This window comes from Leptolyngbya sp. DQ-M1 (genome assembly GCF_039962505.1).
GTDB lineage: Bacteria > Cyanobacteriota > Cyanobacteriia > Leptolyngbyales > Leptolyngbyaceae > Leptolyngbya.
On sequence record NZ_JAMPLJ010000001.1, the window covers coordinates 656,648 to 676,256 of the forward strand.

Sequence of the window (19,609 nt, forward strand, 5' to 3'; positions counted from 1 at the left end):
GGGTTACTTAATACTTGTAAATTCTGACACTGTTCAATTTAGGATGCCTTACTTCTATCTGCATAAATGGTAGAGATACAGTCTTGCGTTGAAGCAATATATCCTGCACCAGGAATCTCTCTGTGTAAATTAATTCATCGATAAACTCGACCGATCTATAACGTACACCCTGAACAACTAGGGCTGAGCACTCTGGAAATTCCATTTTGAGTGGAATTTCAACTCCCCAACTCAAAAAGTGATGATTTGCGCGATCTAGAATCCGATTGCGATAAACACTATCCCAAATTCTTCTAAATAAAGTGTCATAAAGAAGTTCTGCAATCGTTTTAACAAATGGTTTTGTAAGTGAGGAATGAGGAACCTCATCTGAGAAGTTGAGATAAAGTGTATCCTTTTCAACTTCCCACCCCGTCATGATTCGTTCTGGATAATTTGGTTCCAGTATTCCAAAAGCTAAGTGTCTACTGGGTGTCAAGCTCCGGATCAGAACAAGCACTGGAATCACCAAAACTAGCTGGTCAACTCGTAACTCGATACAAAATTCGGATAAATTCTTAGCCCCTTGAATCAAATTATGATTAGTATCCAAAGCCTCTTGAGCACTCAGTAGTATCGTCTTTGGTGCTTCAGCAAGTTTAATTTTCCGACGCTCGATCCTAAATTGTGTAAGATCTTGAAGCCATGTGTTAATTCGTCCATCTCGATAGATCCAGCCTTGGCGAGTTCGCCAAAACTCCCTCCACGGAAAGTCTATTTCCTGACACTCTCCTGATAAGCGACGAAAAATAGCAGTGGCTATCCATGAGCGATTGACTGGATCAAGACGAGGCGATCGCCTCCACCAGAAGGCAACTCCTTCTCCTGGTTGAAACGACCAATCTTTATAGATTCCCACGATGACGCTTGCTTTTGATAAGGGTTCTCTACATCGAAGCATCTAAACCGCTGGCAGGGTTCCAATAGCTGGTCCGAGACTGGTCAATGACCACTACTCTAGTCGTACCAAGAAAATAACCCTCATGAGAAATCAGCTTCTCTGAACTCTCCATCGCACGCTTCAAAACCGGTGTTGTTTGTCACTGCCGATGCACAACTTCTGTTGAAAGAAGCGCACCATCACAAGGTTACCTTTCACCCGTTTAAAAAGCCAATTGCTGGGGTAAATGCTCCCTATTGGGCTGTAACGGAATAAACTCTAAAGATTCTATCGCTTCGTCGACGGCGTTTTGTACTGTGGGCAACGCTTCTATTTCTGGTCGCAAGCCTGCTCTTCGTACTAACTGCCATCTTTGTGGACAAATCCCTTCCTGATTGTAGGATTGCACAGCCCATTGAATACGACGTAACGCAAAGGCTTCACGAGTTTCAACGAGTTCGGAAAGAGCTTGTGCAGTTACCGGAAGTTTATCGAAATGGCGCTGAATCAAAGCCAGCTGACCTAATTCTCGACCAATTGCCGCGATCGTGATTTGAGTTGGCTTGCCTGATTTATTCTGCAAATGCAAAGCAGCTTGTCTTGCCGCATCCGCCAACTCAGTATCTCGATGCTCCCAGTCAACTCGTTTAGGTGGAGGAGTTTTTTTCATTCGAGCTGGCAAATGAGCTTCTAACCATTCTCGATCGTTTCGGCGCAACCACACATAGACTTCTTGAAACTGGTCTTTCAGTGCGGTTCGTCCTGCTTCAGGATATTCTTGTCTTGCCATTAGCCACTTCTGCCGATATCTCTCTAAAGACGTTTCTGAAACATTTGGCTCCGCTGGTGGGGAGCACGCTAATGACCGATCCATTCGAGTTGTTAATCGCTTTCCTCGGCGGGGAAATTCAAGGTCTAGCGCAGCTGCATGGAGTTTAACGGTTGCAGCATCCACTCCAAGCTGACGGGCAATTCCACGCAAACTGATGGATGAGTCATTCCAGAGTATCTTGAGGTCACCTTCCCAGACTGAGCCGAATGCTCGAATCTTGGTAATTCTCAGTGTGTCTGCTTCCGATTCATCCGGTCCAGTACGGCTATAGATAAAGCCACAGGAGCAATAGAACGTACCCATTGGCTTACCGTGTTCCTTGCTAGAGACAATTTCACATTCAGTAATGACAGGTTCTCGAAAGTGATCAGCCGCTTTGTTGAGACAAAGCCAGGGTCCCTTGCCGAAAGGCTTGAATTGTTTAGGCAATCTGAAAAATGATTCAGCTGTATGCTCCAAAAATTGCATCAGGAGGAGATGTCGCAATGGATGCTGAGAACCTTTCGGCGATCGAACTAACCGAAATAGCCAATTGTGTTGGCTATCGTAGTCAAGCTGGCACTGAAGTTGGTCAAGCAGCTCAGAGGAATAACATTCGCAGAACCTGCAGAGTAGTTCACTGACTCGGACTCTACCACTGTAGGTTGCAAGGTCTCGTTCGGCTAAAAGTTCACGATAACGTTCTGCTAAAACATCCAGACCGAGAGCCAGATGCTGCTGTCTTAGCAACCAAGCAGCATCTTGAGCAATCCTTAGCAAAATATCTTGATGGGAATTCAAGAGTTGATATGAGCGAGACTTGGGAGGCTGAATACCTCGTTCTGCTGAAACAAATTCATGGCGAGTTTGGGGATTCTGAATCCGAATCTGACTATCCAGGATCCGAACCTCGTGATCCGGGCAAACCTCAATACCTGGTAACTGATGCAGCCGATGCCAGTAGTATTCACCAAATTGTTCTTTGTCTTGCTGGACACACAGAGGACAAAATCTCAGCCACTCCATCGACTGAACTGTGCTTGCCATTACTCCAGAACGCATATAGATGCTGGGTCCTCGCGCCCCTTCCATATCGCTCCAAAGCTGTCGAGCCTGCTTGGGATCAAGAAAAGGAGCATAGAAGGGATACAAGGTGTGATGATTGATTAAACGTTTAACTGTGTAGGGACTGCCAGGAGGCAGCGATGAGACAAGCGTTTTGAGATTGCTGGGTAATCCGACGGTTGCGATCGCGGCTTCATCTCCAAATAACTCCCGCATTGTATTCTTTTTGTTAGGGTATTGAACGCGATCGTGAAATCGGGCGCAAACACTGTAGAGAAGCTCGTCTGGGTAGGGATCAGGAAAGCAACCTAGCATCGGGCACCTCTTCCAACAGATACTCATTTGCAGAGCGAATCCATCCTGCTCGGTGCAGCGCATCGTAGGCAGTGAGTTGCTGCTCTTCTCGTGCTACAATTTCAGGCAAGCTTCCTTCTAGTGGATAAGGTTCCTTTCGTTTTTTACGTGGTTTAGTAGTTCTAGCAGATGAGACTTCTGATTCGACCGCAGTAGGTGAATTGAGTTGACCCTCTTCTCCAACATTAACGGATAATTGTGTTCCAGCTAATGCCTGAAACTGTTCAGCTCTATTTAGCTTGTCTTGGGCTTCTTCGAGAAATGGCTCAAGATCAATAGGATGTACGTCTTCAACAGTAGAAAGAATACGAATATCGTTCTCTTTGAGGGCTTTCAGAATAGGATTTGCCATCCGTAAACTCTCTTTAGCGGCTAGCTCAATATTTTGTTTAGTAATAATCTCTTCCTTATCTACAATTGCTCGGATTTGAGCCAACATATAAACTTTAATCGCAAAATCTGTAATTCCCTGTGTTACCTCATACAATGTGTCACTTAGAGTTGAGTTCACAGGAGAAGGCTTTTCCACATACTGATATTTCCATAAACACTTCAGAAACCAAGACCAAGTTTCGTCCTTTTTCATCCTGTCCCACATTAAATCCCCTTGACCTGTGCCTCTACGAGTTTGCCGAAACTCTCCAGAGAGAACAGACATCGCTTTGTAAGTTCCAACGAGAACTACAGGTAAGCCGATCGTATTAATCAACTGTACAAAGAAGTTGAGCATCTTACTAGAGCCACCGCTCTTTGCTTGGCTCAAATGCTGAATCTCATCAATCACCAACACACCAATAGAGTGTAGAGAGGCAACCTTTGCCATACGAGGAAGCAGCTCATCAATGGTCTTGCGACTACTAGCATAGTTTTCGTAGTAACGAGTTCCTAGTAGATCATCCACTGCTTGAAAAAAATTGAGACACAATCCCTTGATTGAGCCGTCAAATGGGCAATCTAGCTTCAACCAAACAATTTGTATAAAGTTAAAGTCGCGTTCGCGATAACGGTTATGAATAATAACTTGCGGGTAAAGGGATAGAATCGCTTCGATTGAAGTTGTTTTGCCAACGCCACTAATGCCAACAATTGTGAAGCCGGTAGCAGTTGAGCGTGGAGACCTAGGCAGTGCAGTGCCTAATGCCTCTACTCTGGCATTAAGATCACTCCAAAAACCTTGCAATGCCGGATTACGCGCCTGATATCCCACCCGAATCATCCGTGAGAACCGTTGTTCTAAATCGAGGTGAACCGGCAGGGGGGCAAAGAGTTGAAGGATAGTCTGAATGTGATGAAGACGGAGATGAGCAGGCACGCTACGATGCTTCTCGTTATACTTCGGATAGTATGCAAGACGACGCGCGGTGGCAATTTGATCCAGAATGGGGGGTAGGGCTTCAATTAAAGGATTTCCTTGGTAGTTTGGGATCTCTGGGCTGTGGTAAGTTGCCTGCTCAATCTTGCCCCGATTAACTAGAACGGATGGAATATGCTGATTATCATTCATCATCAACCTCCTCATCTCGTAATTTATCAAATATATCAATTAGCTGAGAGCGAGCATAAGTATCAGTTGCTGTAGAGCCGTCTGCTATTTTGCTCTCCAAAGCCTCTACGGGTTTGTCTAGTACCTCCTCTGGATCCGTTCTCTCAGGCTCATCTGTCGGCACAATCAGTGGAACCACTTTTGCAGATTCACCTGTTGGCTCTGCTCTCCCTAATCTCCACGCTTGAGCTTCACGCTCCATCTCACGTTCTTCCTTTCGGTTTTGCCGAATTCCCTTAATACGAGATCGTTTGCTTTGCTGACCTGTAGACTCTAATTCCTTAGAAGTTTGCTCTGTTGCCTCAGCAATAATCTGCTCCATTTGAGCATTAAAGGCAGCTTTAGACTGTTGCTTGCGGCTCTTAGCTCGTTCCTTCTCCTGCTGACGAATTTCAAGGTGGTCTGTGGTTTCATACCAGTCCTTGCCCCGAAATGTTTTATCTGCGTCTATAAGCTGGCAACGCTCCAAACGACGACCACCATCGAGCCGCAGATAAATCTCATCCAGCTTTCGCGGTTCATAGGCAATATTAATTTTCCAGAAACCTCTTTCCCGTGCCCGCACAAACCATTGTTCTCGTAATGCTAAGTCACAAGAGTAAAGTAAACCTTGAAAGCAGCGAATCCCTCGGTAAGTAACAGAAGCCTTCTCACCCGGTAAAAGATTCAACCGAAGAATCTCAGGATTCACTACTCGGAGATGTCCTACCCGGTTGCGAATTCCCCAATTCCAAAGATCAATTGGATAAGGATCAACATGATCACGAATCATAAACTCATCCATACGATACCAGTCCATCCGATGATCCTTGTTGTGATCGAGGACCGAGAGAATCATCAGTTTGCGAAACTGATGAAGATCCAAGACAGCATCTAGCCGATAGTCTGTATCCCCACGCTGACGCGGCTGATAAACAGCTCCTGGTGCCCAATGGATGAATTTGTCATTACTTAAGCGGAAGTTGCGCTCGACGATCGCTTTCCAATCGGCTCGATAAGGTGGTGTATTAGAGACACGAATATTGAGAGCATTCACGAGGTTGTCAGCATTATATCCCTCAAATTCGCCCCGATCTGCCAGAATCATCTCGGGCAAATGGTAGCAAGCCCAATCTTCCTCAGCAATCTCAATTCCGTATTCGTAACAGAACGGCACCTTATCACTAGCTGCATTCTCTAATGCCTGCATTGCGCCAACCCAACTTGGTCCCTCCAGGGTGACGCTTATACCGACAATCATGCGGCTGAATACATCAATCACGACATAGATTACAGGTCGCCCAATGATTCGAGTGCGATCAAAAGAGCTGACCAAGTAGATATCTCCAATCGTGGCATCGATTTGATAAACAGACCCAGGACCAAACGCCATCTGGGTAGAGTCACCTAGCACCTCACGGTAGCTTAAGTTATAGCGACGTTTGCCTTCACGAGCGGATAAAGCCTGGGTGGCATTCCGCTCCTTCTCATACCAGTAGCGAAATTGTCCGAAACTGGGTAATTCCTCAACAGGAGGAAGAAACGGTACAAGAGTTCCATCAGAGAGCCTGTCGTACCCCCTGTGGAAAAATTTCTCTAATGTTTTCTGATAAGCATCCTGCAATGTCCTTTTTTCATCCGTTTCATAGAAAAGCTGAATGCCACGTTTAAATTTCTCACGGACATCAGCATCAATATTCACCCCAGTCGGTATAGCCTTAACCTGAGTGAGCCTACTCGGACGCCCCCGCTTCAAGTCGCTACTTTGTCGTTCCTTACCTTTTCCCCCACAGTTGTCAAAGAGGGGCAGCAAAGCATTCTTGGTCTGCCCACCCTGCCAATAACGCCTTAAGAATTTGTAAATCGTCTTTTTTGTCCATCCTGTCTTTTCCTCATGGGCAATTAGCAGTGCGCCCCGACCACGTGAGTAAAAAATCTGTCCTGTCGAATCCTCAACAAGAGATGCAATGACCTCCCAGGCTGCATCTCGCCGTTGACGGTGTTTCTCTGGAATATCGTCCTCTGCTCGTAGAAGCGCAGCATAGGGATCGACTTCTAAAACTTGAAGCTCTCCGGCAACGATAGCGGCTTCGATCTCTTTATATTTACGAAAAACTGGCAAAGCTTTGGGGCTAATAATATCAATCGTGGCAACATCTGTACCTGATGAATCAATCCAAAGTATACGCTCAATCTGTAATTCTGTACTCCCTTGCCACTCAATTAACATATTAATAAATAGCTTCATGCTAATTCTCCACGCACTTGAGCAGCTTTTATGGGCATGGTAGCTAAAAGTACTAACCTTCGATTAGGATGAATAGGCTAATTCATATCTACTTGCCAAAATCGATTAGCGAGTAGATATCGAGCGACCGATAAACTCAAGCCAGGTGCCAATCCAAGTTGCTCATCACAAGTAGCAGCAATGTCCGCTAAAGCATCCTGAGACTGCAACACTATTGGAGTCATAACCGCAGAAATCCGTGAGATATCACTTGGAGCCAGAGATGGCAAGTCGGTGATATGTAGGAAAGGATGCAACCACTTGATATTTCCGACGATGTGGCTTGAAATGTCTCTTTCAGTCACAATTCCCCAATCAATATCTCGCCTTTGCCAGTAACATCGCTCAATTTCCAGCTTTTCCAAAACGCGTCGTGATTGCAAGTCCTTTACACACTTAATGGCTCTCGCCTGCTCAATAGTGTTAGCCTTCTGATGAACCGTGACCCGAAAGTCAGTGGTCATTACAATTGGCTCTTTAGTTCGTGGACTTGAAGGATGGGCAAAGCCACACTGCTCAGCAATCGCTAAAGTTTCCTCCAATGGCAATAGAGGAAATTGCTCGCGAATATCAAGAACAACAGGCGACCACTCTAGTACATAAAAAAAGCTGGTTTCTAACTCGCTCAACAGATGATGAGTTCTCCCCGTCTTCCATCCTTTGATTCGGCTACAAAGCCCTTGTGAAGGGACGTCTTGAATATGGAGCCAAGGATTGTACTGAGCTCCTTTCCCTTGACCCCGCCCTTCCTTCAAACGATTCTCGGTAGTTGTTGCGTTGGTATCGCGTTTGCGCTTAGCCATTCATCCTTCTCCTTAGGGAAAAGCTAGCAAACCATAAAAATCCGAAGTAAAAAAGCCATACACAGTAGTGTACAGCTTTATTTACTAGTGTACAATTTTAGCAAACAGTGTAGTACTTTATTTGCTAGTGTACAACTTTATTTTCAATCTACAACAACAATTTGCACAAGCGACTGCTATTCCACGGTGACGCTCTTTGCTAGGTTGCGTGGCTGATCAACATCTAACCCACGTCGTGCAGCAATATGATATGCCAGCAATTGCAGCGGAATCACCGTGAGAATAGGTGATAGCATTTCATCGACATGGGGAACAGGAATCAGCGTATCAAAGGTATCTGCTGCGTCTTGCTCATCCATCGGAGTCACACCGATCAATCTTGCATCTCGCGCTCGTGCTTCCTGTGCATTTGATAACACTTTCTCAAACACCAATCCAGGCATCGCGATCGTCACAACCGGAACCTTCGCATCTAATAATGCAATGGGGCCATGCTTCATTTCGCCTGCGGGATAACCTTCTGCGTGAATATAGCTAATCTCTTTGAGTTTTAAGGCTCCTTCCAGCGCGATCGGGAAATTGATGCCGCGCCCTAAGAAGATAAAGTCCTGTGTTTCAGCAAAATCGTGGGCGAGTTCTTCGATGTAGCGCTCTTGGCTTTCGAGAATGATTTCAATTTGTGCGGGGAGTTGGCGTAATCCGTTGAGCAGTTGTTCAATGGCTTCGGGCGATTTTGCTTGGCGGCGGAAGGTTAGATCGATCGCTAAAGCGTAAAACGCCATTACCTGAGCGACAAAGGTTTTGGTGGCTGCAACACCGATTTCAATGCCTGCATGAGTTTCGATGATGTTGGGAACGAGCTGACCGAGTGAGCTTTCGGGACGGTTGGTGATCCCCAGCAATCTAGCTTCTAGATCAATGCTGAGTTTGGCTCGACGATCTTTTTCCATTGCTAAGGCTGCTAAGGTGTCCGCAGTTTCACCGGACTGAGTGACTCCGATCGTTAAAGTATTCGGAGTGAGGGGTGAGGCAGAATAGCGGTATTCAGACGCATAATGCACTGAAGTTGGAACTCCGGCTAATTGTTCTAGCAAGTATTTCCCGACTAAGCCAGCGTGCCAACTGGTGCCACAAGCAATCACTTGAATCTGCTGTAGGTTGTCGAGCAATGTGTTGGGAAGACTTAGCTTCACAGGAGAGGTCGCGGTGGCGGCTGTCCAATGTGTATCGAAATAAGCTTCTAAACAAGCCCTGACCACTCCGGGTTGCTCATAAATTTCTTTGAGCATATAGTGTTTGAAGCCCTGCTTTTCCACCATTACCGGATTCACATCTAAGGTGCGAGGCTTCTTCTTCAGGCGTTGTCCTTCAAAGCTGTAGATTTCAACCCCGATCGGAGTCATTCTGGCCAATTCGCCGTTTTCGAGATTCAGCACGGCGCGAGTATAGGGAATCAAGGCGGGTGTATCGGATGCACAGTAGAATTCACCTTGACCAAAGCCGAGAACCACGGGCGCTTGCTGACGCGCAACGATTAATTCATCGGGATAGTCCGCGCAAATAACCGCGATCGCAAATGCCCCGTCTAGTTGTTTCACGACTCGCCGCACCGCTTCGAGCAGAGGAAACTCAACCGAGAATTCTGCTTTGCTCAGTTCTTCTGCAATCAAATGGGGAATGACTTCGGTATCGGTGTCTGAGCGAAATTCAGTCCCGCGACTTTTTAAGGCTTCGCGCAGTTCGCGATAGTTTTCGATAATGCCGTTTTGAATCACCGCAATCCGCATGTTCATATCCATGTGCGGGTGGGCGTTGTATTCTTCGGGTTTGCCGTGGGTTGCCCAGCGAGTGTGAGCGATTCCGGTACGGGCGGGATTGGTTTCGCCTGCAAGTTTTTCTTCGAGATTGTGGAGTTTGCCTTTTGCCCGGACACAGTGAATTTCACCGTCTAAGATTGTGGCAATTCCGGCAGAATCGTAGCCCCGATATTCTAATTTCCGAAGCCCTTCGAGTAGAATTCCACTCGCTTCTTGAGTGCCGATATACCCGACAATTCCGCACATAGCTCACTCCTTAACTGAGGGACGTTATCCCCGATAATTTAGCCTGAGTTTTGGCAAGATACCAGATAAAATTTGGACATTTCGCAATCGCTTGCAAGAGAATTTATAGAAATACTATCGTTTCAGCAGTTGCTTCACGGTTTCTAGATACTCAGGCGCGATCGTAATTCCAGAACCCGGAGTCGGATCAATGACAAAATCGCCGATCGTGTCGATTGCACGTTCGTTAATTGCATCGATCAGAAGTTCGGGCATGGTCAAATTGGCTTCGGCAATTTGCTTCAGGGTGGCATTGGGGTTGAGTTGGTGAGCGATCGCGCTCAGGGCTTCGAGTTCGGGAGGCTGTAATTGATGCAGAAAGGTTTCCCATTCGGAGGCGGGCTGGGAATTGGGATTGGGTTCGAGTTCGCGGCGGAGGGTAGAAAGTTCGAGATCGAGATGTTCTTTTTGCACGCGGCGATCGAGAATTTGCTGTTCGAGTTGACCGAGTTCACCTTGGAGCGAGGAAATTTGGGTTTGGAGATTGCCGATCGCGCCTTGGAGCGATTTTGAGCTACTTTCGACTTGTTGGCGCTTGGGTTCAGCCGAGGCAAGAAACTGATTTAGTTCAGCCCGATATTTCTCTAGTTCTTTGACTTTTGGCTGTAAGGTTGCAATTTGTGTGTCTAATTGTTGCCTCTGAGAGAGTAGCGCATTCACTTCTTTTGTAAGTTCGGCTTTTTGGCTTTGCAGTTCTGCGAGTTGTGCCTGGAATTGATTCAGTTGTGCTTGTGTTGTTTTTAGACCCAGTTCAGCCCGCTGCTTTGCGGATAGAGTGGCAGACAGTGATTTATTCAGTTCGGCTTCTTTTTGTTCGAGTTCTTGCAGCTTGGTTTGTAGCGCGTAAATTTGATTCGTGGGTGAAGCTTGCGGAGAAGTGAGATTCCAGCTTAATTCCTCTTTTTGCTGCCAAAGATTTGAACTTTGGATCTGAAGATTTCGCAGTTGAGTTTGCAGTGCATTTAAACTATTAGAAACCTGATCGCGCTCTTGAGTCATCAGAACCAGCGATTCGTAAGTTTCAGCCCGCCGCCGTTTTAGCGCCCGAATATGTCCGGTTAATTCTTCCGATCGACGATACAGCGCTTGACGATGCTGATTTTCTGTGATTGCTGCTCCGACAAGGCTTGCAAACAGCGTCACGACACTATTGATTACCGATGTCCCAAAGTTGCGTGTGATCAGCAAACTAATTGCAAAACTCACACCCAAGGCAATGAGACTCAGTAATAAACGACTTTTGAACATTGTGCGGCTACGCGGAAGGGCTGTGCCTGACCATTTTATCTAACACTTGTAAAATCAGAACCGCGATCGCAACGGTTGCCACTAAAACTAGCCAGTAGCCACTGGCGATCGTTCTGGTTTGATCGAGTGCCCAGCCGCCGATTGGCGGCCCGATAAAGTAGCCCAGCGCCCAACACTGGGAGTTCACAGCTAAATACACGCCCCGCAGCGATTCAGGCGCAATATCAACCACCAGTGATGCTGCCGAAGGCATATAGGTGACGATCGCAAATGCCAACATTACAAACGTCGCGATCGCCCACCCTAAGTGCATTTGCGCTACAGCTCCGGTTGCCCAGACCAGAGCGAATGCTGCTGCCCAAAATCCTGCTGAAATCATCAAGACCTGAGTTCGACTAAATCGGTTGAGAAACCGAGCGATCGGCAACTGTGCCAGCACTGAAAGCGTTAAATAACCCGTGTACAATGCGCTGATTGTGGTCGGTTCAAAGCCTTTGTCTGGCGTGATCCGCACAATGTTAGTTAGATATAGCGGCAAAGCACTATCGATTTGCACAATGTAGGTTGTAAACATCGTATTGACGATCGCAAAAATCATCAGTCGGCGATCGCTGAGTGCGATTTTCCAGCCGCTCCATTGAGAATGGGGGCTGATCGATCGGTTCGTCTCTTTAATCAGCCAGTAAATGACAACAAAAAACACCAGGAATGAGATGCCATCAATCACAAATAATGCGCGATACAATCCTGTTGCGCTGATCAACAATCCGCCGAGAACAACTCCAATGCCTAATCCCAGAGCATCGGACAAGCGTGTGATCGAGTAGGCTTCATTGCGCTGCTCTGGTGTGGTTAAATCTGCAACTACGGCTTCTGTCGCGGGCCAGTAGGTTCCTGTTCCCAAGCCCATTAACAAGTTACCTAGCACAAAGGTTGGGAAGTCATAGGCGATCGCCAGTGCGAAAGACGCGATCGCGCTAATCAGTGCCGACAGGAGTAGGGTTCTTCTCCGTCCCCAGAGCTTAGAATCTGCAAATGTCCCCCCCAAAGCACGACCCACCACTCCCGAAACGGCTGCGCTCCCGATCCCGATTCCTACCGAGGTTGCGGACAGCCCGACCTGGTTAACAAAGAAAATCGGTGCGTAAAATAGCGTGAACCCTGTTCCGACTTGAGACAACAATCGCCCAAATGCGAGTAACCAAACTTGGTGCTGAAGACGCGGCAAAAATCCCATGAAGCCCAAACTCTTTCAATACTGCTGTTCAGTGTAGTGGAGAAACCTGGGGCTTCACTCAATTCTGGTTGGGGTTCTTGTCCCCCTAAAATTGCAGCTTAATTTGTGAATCCCACACGGTTTTAACCAGGGCTGCATCACCTTCTGAGATCCTTCCCAGTTTGCTGAATAACAGGATGCTTTCTAAACAATCTAGGCGCGACAGCCGCACAGTGGACGCAACACGCAGTCCACTACTTGCCCAATCGCTCAACATCACATCAGTTTGAGTTCTAGGTTGAGCAGAAGTGACCACTGCAACGATCGCATCTCTGCCGTCGAGCCAAAGAACCAAAACGGGTCGTTTTTTGGAAGCTGTACCATCTGTGAAGGAAATGTCAGCAACCCAAAATTCACCGGGTTGGATAGTCATCGTAAAGCCCTTCATCTTCTGGAGCGTAACCCCTGAGAAAAGCGCGATGATCCCGAATCGACTCAAGCGAAGCCGAATCGGATAGCGGTGTGACCGTGATTAACCATTTCCCAGTCCCGATGCTGCTAATGATCTCATCCGGGAGAGCCAACTTTTCCCCCTCCTGAAGTTCGATCGTGTAAGACAAGTTCACCCGTTTGCTGTTCATCGTTTGAGAAGGCGCAGCTTTCGTTTTCATTGTATCGCGGGTTGAAACGATTTAAGGCTGCATAAACCCCGATCGCCGTCCCTATTCCTCAGATGTAATCGTATAGAGGAAAGACTGATGAACGCTCGTACACTGTTGAACTTGGCTTTAACGATCGCGGTTTCTGCTCCCGTCGCGCTTCCGGTTTCGGCTCAGGTCGTCGTTTCTAACACAGCCTCTATCTCTAGCTCGCAGTCCGGTACAATCATTCCTCAAACGGCAGGAGTCGTGATTAAGCTTCCCGGTGCAGTGAATGTTGATGTGGGACAGAAACAAGACTATCCCTTAACCGTCCCGTTGGCACAACCGCTGATGGATCTGCAAGGAAACGAAGTAGTTCCGGCTGATACGCCCGTCTCGATCAAATTAAAGCCAGAAAATGGTGGAGCGCGAATTGTAGCAGAAGCGATCGTCGTTCGCGGTCAGATTGTCCCGATTCAAGCGACCACGGCGGTGATTCCGGGCAATACGATCGAGCAAGTCAGCGGTGCAGAGCGTGCCCGCGAAAATAGCGGCGTTTTTGGCAATCTTTTGGGGTCTGTTATGGGTGCAACTGCTCCGAGTAGCCGCTCTACTGATATGTTTGAGCGTGGAGGAATGATTGGAGGCGCGATCGGGATTCTCAGTGGGATGTCTTCTCCCAAAAATGTTCGGGTTGTGCAGTTGCCTGCTGCTAGTGTCTATGTGCTGTCGCTGCAAGCTCCGATCGCGTTGCCGATGGGTGCAGTTGCTCCGAATGCTTCACCCACAAACCCACCGCAAGCACCCTCACAACAAACCCAGCCACAATTCAACTTCCGAAACAGCGCCGAATACAACCAAGGCATCGAAGCCTTAATTAAAGCATTCAAGCAAGGACAACTGCCGAAAGCCGAAGCCCGTCAGACGATCGTTGCAGCCGACCAATACGCAGAAACAATGGCTCCAAAACTTTACCCATTAGCAGGCTTACGTCGCCAAGTGGGGCAACTGTTCGATTATACTTACGCCATTGATCGTTAATTCATTCAGTGCTGTAGCGCTCCGCTTCAGCAGCATTCTATCCCTGTTAAAAGACTGTTATGCCCCGCGCTCTCAATCGTTCTAGCGTCCTAGAAACGGGACAAGCTAAACTCTGGATCTTGCTGATTGGTGTGAATCGCTACAGAGATCCGCAGCTTCCCTCACTGCAATATTCCGCGATCGATTGTCAGGGTCTTTCTGAAGCGCTGATCGATGCAACTCAAAGCTTTCCGCAGCGATCGATGCAAATCCGCCATGATTTTGGTGTGCCAGCGACCCTGAGCCAAGTCCGCGACAGCTTAAAGGAGATTGTGCGATCGGCGCAAGCGGCAGATACTATTCTGGTGTATTTTTCAGGTCACGGAGTATTAGAGACGACGACTCAACAGCCAATTCTTTGTTTAACCGATACTCAGAAAGCAGATTTGCTCAACACTGGGCTGAGTGTTGCTGAGCTTTTGGAACAGTTCAGTCAGTGTCAAGCAAAACAGCAGATCGTCTGGTTAGATGCTTGTCATAGTGGCGGAATGACGCTGAGAGGCACATTGCCGAATCCGACTCAGCAATTAGTGCGGGTATTGGGGCGACAAGCTTCGGAGAGTCAGGGCTTCTACGCATTGCTGTCATGCGATCAAGCGCAGCAGTCGTGGGAGTTTCCGGAGTTAGGGCATGGGGTGTTTACCTATTTTCTGATGCAGGGACTCCGGGGAGCCGCAGCCGATGCCACTGGAACGATCGATGCCGATGGTTTATACAAGTATGTGTATCATCAAACGCTTCAGTACATTGATAAAAGCAATCAACAACTCCGGCTGATCAATCAGCAAAAACGAGGACGTGGTGAGACGCAGCTTCAGCCTGAGTATCCGCTGCAAACGCCAAAACGAGTTGTAGAAGGCTTTGGACAGTTTGTGATTGGTGCAAAATCGAGCACGATCGCACCTCCCTCTCGTCAAGCGATCGTCATTGATGCTTTTCCCAATCACAGTCTAACTCTGCAATTGAGTAAGCTGCTCAGCGCTGGATTCGAGTTGGCTTATCAGTCTGATGATTGGGAAACGATGCGATCGAGCATTCAAACCAAGCTACAAACTCCCGAAGCAACGACGGTTTTACTGTATCTCCGGGCTAGAGTGGGGACTACGGCTGAAGGCGAACCTTGTTTAATCCTGGGAACAGAGCGCGTTTCGCGATCGTGGCTGCGTCAAACCCTGCGCCACAGCGCGGCGGCTCAGCAGATTGTGATTCTGGATTGTCCGAATGCAGGTGATTTACCCGATTGGATCGAAGAGTTGCAGCGAGAGCAGGGACAATGCTTGATTGCGGCGGCGGCTCGGACTGATCCTGAACTATTGACGCGATCGCTGGTTGAGACTTTGAATGCTGCCGATCGTCACTCTGGCTATCCGGTTGCAGCATGGATTACTCAGCTTCAACTAGCATTAGCAGGACAAACGACGCTATCGGTTTGGCTATCGGGAACGCAGGGTGTGATCGAAGTGTTTCCGAGCCAGCAGGCGAATCGCAGTTCAGATATTAGTGTCTGTCCTTATCGGGGGTTGCAGCCGTTTACAGAGCATGATGCCGAGTTCTTTTATGGACGATCGACTTTAATTCAACAGCTTTTACAGGCAGTTCAGCAGCAATCTTGTTTAGCAGTGGTCGGTGCATCGGGGAGCGGGAAGTCTTCGATCGTGCAAGCTGGATTGATGGCACAGTTAAGACAAGGGCAGCATGTCCCCGGTAGTGAACACTGGTGGCTGGGGCGAATGTGTCCGGGCGATCGCCCGTTTGATGCGCTGGTTAAATGTTTAGCTGAGCCAGAGGAACAAGAGCAAGTCGAGGGACTGTTGTATCAAGGAGTAGAAGGCTTGGTGCAATGGTTTAGAACTCGTGCTGAACCGATGGTTATGCTGGTGATTGATCAGTTCGAGGAACTGTTCACGCTGTGTTCGGAACCGGTTCGGCAAGACTTTCTCAATATTGTTTTGGAAACACTGGAGCACACCCGCGATCGCTTCAAATTAGTGCTGACGTTGAGGGCAGATTTTGTCGCAGCAGGCTTAGAAATACCTCAACTTGCGACGATTTTACAGCGATCGAGCATTCTGATTCCTCCTTGTCTCAGCGATGAAGAGTACCGTCAGGTGATTGTGCGTCCTGCGGAACAAGTGGGATTAACCGTAGAACCGGGACTGGTCGAAGTGCTGCTGCAAGAACTCGATCGGACTCCGGGAGACTTGCCGATTTTAGAGTTTGTGCTGGAGCAGCTTTGGCAGCATCGGCAACAAGGAACACTCACGCTAGAGGCTTATCAATCTGAGATTGGCGGCTTGCAGGGTGCATTAGAGCATAAAGCTCAATCCGCTTACAACCAACTTGACCCAGAGGAGCAGCACTGTGCTCGATGGATTTTCCTGTCGCTCACGCAGCTAGGAGAAGGCGTTGAAGATACGCGGCGGAGGGTGTTGAAGTCAGAGTTATCCGTTGCAAAGTATCCTCAAGCTGTGGTCGATCGGACTTTACAATCGCTGAGTGCTGCAAAACTGATTGTGATCAACACCGAAGACGTGCCAACCAGTCGGGGCACTGAGCTATCAGGGATTGAGCCGTCAGAGTTTGAGCCTTCTGTCACCATTGAAGTTGCCCACGAAATTCTGATTCGCCATTGGTCAACCTTGCGCTGGTGGCTGGATGAGAACCGCAATCGATTGAGAGTGCAGCGACCGATCGAGCAAGCCGCGATCGACTGGAAAAAGAGCAATCGTCCTCCAGATTTATTGTTGCGAGGAATGCGGCTGGCAGAAGCAGAAGAACTTTATGTTAAGTACACTGATGAACTAACTCAAGATACTCAAGTCTTTATTGAAGCCAGTTTAGAAGCGCGTCAGAGCGAGAAAATTGCGCTCAAACGGCGGCTCAAACGCGCTCAGCAAGCGATCGCAGCCATTGCAAGCTTAGCAGTTGCCGCACTTGGATTAGGAGGATTGGCACTGTGGAATCAGCGAAATGCTCAGATCCGCTCGCTCCAAGCACTGTCTGCCTCATCTGAAGCATTGCTGAACTCAAATCAGCAGCTAGAAGCACTAACCGCAGCGATCAAAGCAGGACAACAGCTAAAACAGCTCGATCGATTCGTCCCGGTAGAGGTGCGAACTAATACGATTGCAACCTTACAGCAGGCAATCTCTCAAACGCAAGAATCGAATCGGCTCACAGGTCACGCTCAGCAAGTGAATGATGTGCAGATGAGTTCTGATGGTCAGCTAATTGTCACTGTGAGCAACGACAACTTAGTAAAACTATGGTCGCGTGAAGGTCAATTGATCAAAGATTTAGTGGGACACAGCGATCGTGTTTTAGCAGTAGCCTTTAGCCCCGATCAGCAGCAACTTGCCACTGCCAGCGCAGATAAAACTATCAAACTGTGGAATCGTGATGGGACACTGATACAGACCTTGACTGGACATCAAAACTGGGTGACATCGGTGCGGTTTAGCTCGAATGGTCGATCGCTGATTTCAGGCAGTCGAGACGGCACAATAAAGCTATGGCAACTCGATCAGATGAGAGCCGTTCAGACCTTTCGGGGACATAGAGGATGGGTCAACAGCGTGACATTTGGGCAAAACGATCGTCAGATCCTATCCGGTGGCGAAGATGGAACGGTGAGGTTTTGGCAAGTGGGTAGAGCGGCTGCGCTCAGAAGCCTTAGAGTTCACAACGATCGCGTTACCAGTGTGATGATGGCTCCGAATGGTCGATCGTTTCTCACCAGTGGGGACAATGTAGCAAAGCTTTGGACATTGAACGGTAAAGAAATTACAACCCTAGAAGGACATCGCGATCAAGTCAACACTGCAAGCTATAGTCCAGATGGAGGCACGATCGCGACAGGTTCAATCGATCGCACCATTCGGCTTTGGAATTTGGAGGGCGCATTGCTTCAAACCCTTCAAGGGCATGAAGCCGCAGTTATGCACGTTAGCTTTAGTCCTGCGGGAACTCAGCTTCTCAGTGCGAGTGCTGATAAAACGGCGCGAATTTGGCAGATGGATTTACCCATTCGACTGGATACAGGTCTATCGGCAATGACCACAAGCTTAGACGGAAGAATTACCGCGATCGCGGCTCCTGACCACACCATTCTCTTGCAAAACAACAAAGACTTTCTCAGCTTAAAAGGTCACACTGCACCGATTACTCAGATTCAAATCAGTCCTGATAATACATTGCTCATTTCTGGTAGTGCAGATAAAACAATTCGACTGTGGAATCTCAGTACCGGAGAACTGATTAGAACCATCTCAGGACACAACGATCGAGTCACAGCATTAAGTTTTAGTCCTGATCAAGAAACCTTCGCATCGGCAAGTGCAGATCGAACGATTAAGATTTGGACGCTTCAAGGCGGCATCCGCACCATTCTGCAAGGTCATACCGACGAAGTGACGAGCCTAAGTTACAGTTCTGATGGGCGCTTGGCTTCTGGCAGCGTTGATAATACCGTGCGGCTGTGGGATGTCGATCGCAGAACTTCCACGATTCTTGGCAAACATAACTTAGCAGTAGCCGCGATCGCCTTTAGTCCCAATGGAAAAACTTTAGCTTCTGCAAGTTGGGACAATACGATTAAGCTCTGGGCAGTTGATGAAGCTAGATTCCGACAAACTTTGATCGGACACAATGGCGGAGTGACATCCCTGAGCTTTAATCAGGATGGTTCAGTGTTAGCTTCTGGCAGTGATGATACGACGATCAAGCTTTGGAACAGTGAAACCGGAGAACTGATTAAAACCTTAGTCGGCACGAACGATCGAGTTGCTAGTGTTGCCTTTCAGTCTGACAAACTTTTGAGTACCAGCGATCGTTTAGGCTTGACCCGATGGAACCTCAATTTGGATAGCTTATTGATCCGAAGCTGCGATCGAGTGCGATCGTACCTACGGTCAGACTCTACCAAAGACAATCGTTCCTTGAACTGTAACAACAACTAATATCCTAGTTTCTTTCTCATGTAGAAATTGTAGAATCAAAGCATCCTGATCCCCCAGGGGGGCATAATCATGGCACATGCTCACACGCAACAAGTTCTGAATCGGCTGGCTCGAATTAAAGGACACGTTGAGGCAATTTCCAAGATGGTCGAGAGCGATCGTCCCTGTTCCGATGTGGTTACACAAGTAGTTGCCGTTCGATCCGCATTGAATAAAGTGGCGCAAATTATTCTGCTCGACCATGTGGAACATTGCCTAATCGAAGCGTCTGAAACCGGGGAATTTGAGGGAGAACTCAACAATTTTCGTAAGGCATTGGACTTGCTTATTTAGTTGTTGCCTTACGAGGTCTTGGCTTACTGAGCAAGAACCACCACAGTTCTAGACCGATTAATCCGAGTCCGCCGAGCGTGACGATCGCTTTGTTAGCAAAAGGTTGCTCGATGCGATGAAATTGTCCTTCCTGAGCAGTTTGAGGCGAGTGCATCGTCTCAGCCATCACAGCAGATGAACCTCCCATCACTAGCTCTAAACTTGCAATCCCACTGATGATCAGCTTTTTCATCGTTTGCCACCTCTTACAATATTGCTCCTGAAAGCGTT

The 19,609-nt window shown here is 47.9% G+C and carries 14 protein-coding genes; 3 read left to right on the forward strand and 11 right to left on the reverse strand.

What is annotated here, in order from left to right; translation table 11 throughout:
• Positions 1-7 precede the first annotated feature (7 nt).
• From NC981_RS03155 to NC981_RS03200, 10 genes are all read right to left on the reverse strand, one after another.
• Positions 8-898 carry a hypothetical protein gene (locus tag NC981_RS03155; protein ID WP_348241494.1) on the reverse strand — a complete coding sequence of 297 codons (891 nt, stop codon included), beginning with the start codon at positions 896-898 and terminating at the stop codon, positions 8-10.
• Positions 899-1,142: 244 nt separating this feature from the next.
• Positions 1,143-3,110 (reverse strand): TnsD family transposase, encoded by a 1,968-nt coding sequence (locus NC981_RS03160; protein ID WP_348241495.1) that lies wholly within the window; start codon positions 3,108-3,110, stop codon positions 1,143-1,145.
• A complete protein-coding gene (locus NC981_RS03165) occupies positions 3,091-4,365 on the reverse strand; it encodes an ATP-binding protein (protein ID WP_348242033.1) in 1,275 nt (424 codons plus the stop codon). The genes NC981_RS03160 and NC981_RS03165 overlap by 20 nt, the downstream gene beginning before the upstream one ends.
• A gap of 280 nt (positions 4,366-4,645) precedes the next feature.
• Positions 4,646-6,919, reverse strand: a complete 2,274-nt coding sequence (locus tag NC981_RS03170) for a Mu transposase C-terminal domain-containing protein (protein WP_348241496.1) — start codon at positions 6,917-6,919, stop codon at positions 4,646-4,648.
• A gap of 77 nt (positions 6,920-6,996) precedes the next feature.
• Positions 6,997-7,761 carry a TnsA endonuclease N-terminal domain-containing protein gene (locus NC981_RS03175; protein WP_348241497.1) on the reverse strand — a complete coding sequence of 255 codons (765 nt, stop codon included), beginning with the start codon at positions 7,759-7,761 and terminating at the stop codon, positions 6,997-6,999.
• A gap of 176 nt (positions 7,762-7,937) precedes the next feature.
• The gene (gene glmS / locus NC981_RS03180) at positions 7,938-9,824 is read right to left on the reverse strand and encodes a glutamine--fructose-6-phosphate transaminase (isomerizing) (RefSeq protein WP_348241498.1); all 1,887 of its coding nucleotides are present in this window, start codon (positions 9,822-9,824) and stop codon (positions 7,938-7,940) included.
• Positions 9,825-9,938: 114 nt separating this feature from the next.
• Positions 9,939-11,111, reverse strand: coding sequence for a hypothetical protein (locus NC981_RS03185; protein ID WP_348241499.1), 1,173 nt, complete (start codon positions 11,109-11,111; stop codon positions 9,939-9,941).
• 7 nt (positions 11,112-11,118) lie between these two features.
• A complete protein-coding gene (locus tag NC981_RS03190; protein WP_348241500.1) occupies positions 11,119-12,348 on the reverse strand; it encodes an MFS transporter in 1,230 nt (409 codons plus the stop codon).
• Between the two features lie 85 nt (positions 12,349-12,433).
• Positions 12,434-12,760, reverse strand: coding sequence for a type II toxin-antitoxin system PemK/MazF family toxin (locus NC981_RS03195; protein WP_348241501.1), 327 nt, complete (start codon positions 12,758-12,760; stop codon positions 12,434-12,436).
• Positions 12,741-12,968: a hypothetical protein gene (locus NC981_RS03200; RefSeq protein ID WP_348242034.1), complete on the reverse strand. Its 228-nt coding sequence runs from the start codon at positions 12,966-12,968 to the stop codon at positions 12,741-12,743. Before NC981_RS03200 ends, NC981_RS03195 begins: the two co-directional genes overlap by 20 nt.
• Positions 12,969-13,085: 117 nt before the next feature.
• Here NC981_RS03200 and NC981_RS03205 point away from each other — a divergent pair, with 117 nt between their 5' ends.
• The 3 genes from NC981_RS03205 (at position 13,086) to NC981_RS03215 (ending at position 19,339) form a co-directional block, all read left to right on the forward strand.
• Positions 13,086-14,009, forward strand: coding sequence for a hypothetical protein (locus NC981_RS03205; protein WP_348241502.1), 924 nt, complete (start codon positions 13,086-13,088; stop codon positions 14,007-14,009).
• A gap of 59 nt (positions 14,010-14,068) precedes the next feature.
• Positions 14,069-19,006 (forward strand): caspase family protein, encoded by a 4,938-nt coding sequence (locus tag NC981_RS03210; protein ID WP_348241503.1) that lies wholly within the window; start codon positions 14,069-14,071, stop codon positions 19,004-19,006.
• A gap of 69 nt (positions 19,007-19,075) precedes the next feature.
• Positions 19,076-19,339, forward strand: coding sequence for a metal-sensitive transcriptional regulator (locus NC981_RS03215; RefSeq protein ID WP_348241504.1), 264 nt, complete (start codon positions 19,076-19,078; stop codon positions 19,337-19,339).
• On the opposite strand, the gene NC981_RS03220 is transcribed toward NC981_RS03215, so the two are convergent.
• Positions 19,332-19,571 (reverse strand): hypothetical protein, encoded by a 240-nt coding sequence (locus tag NC981_RS03220; RefSeq protein ID WP_199298679.1) that lies wholly within the window; start codon positions 19,569-19,571, stop codon positions 19,332-19,334. The genes NC981_RS03215 and NC981_RS03220 overlap by 8 nt on opposite strands.
• Between the last annotated feature and the right edge of the window lie 38 nt (positions 19,572-19,609).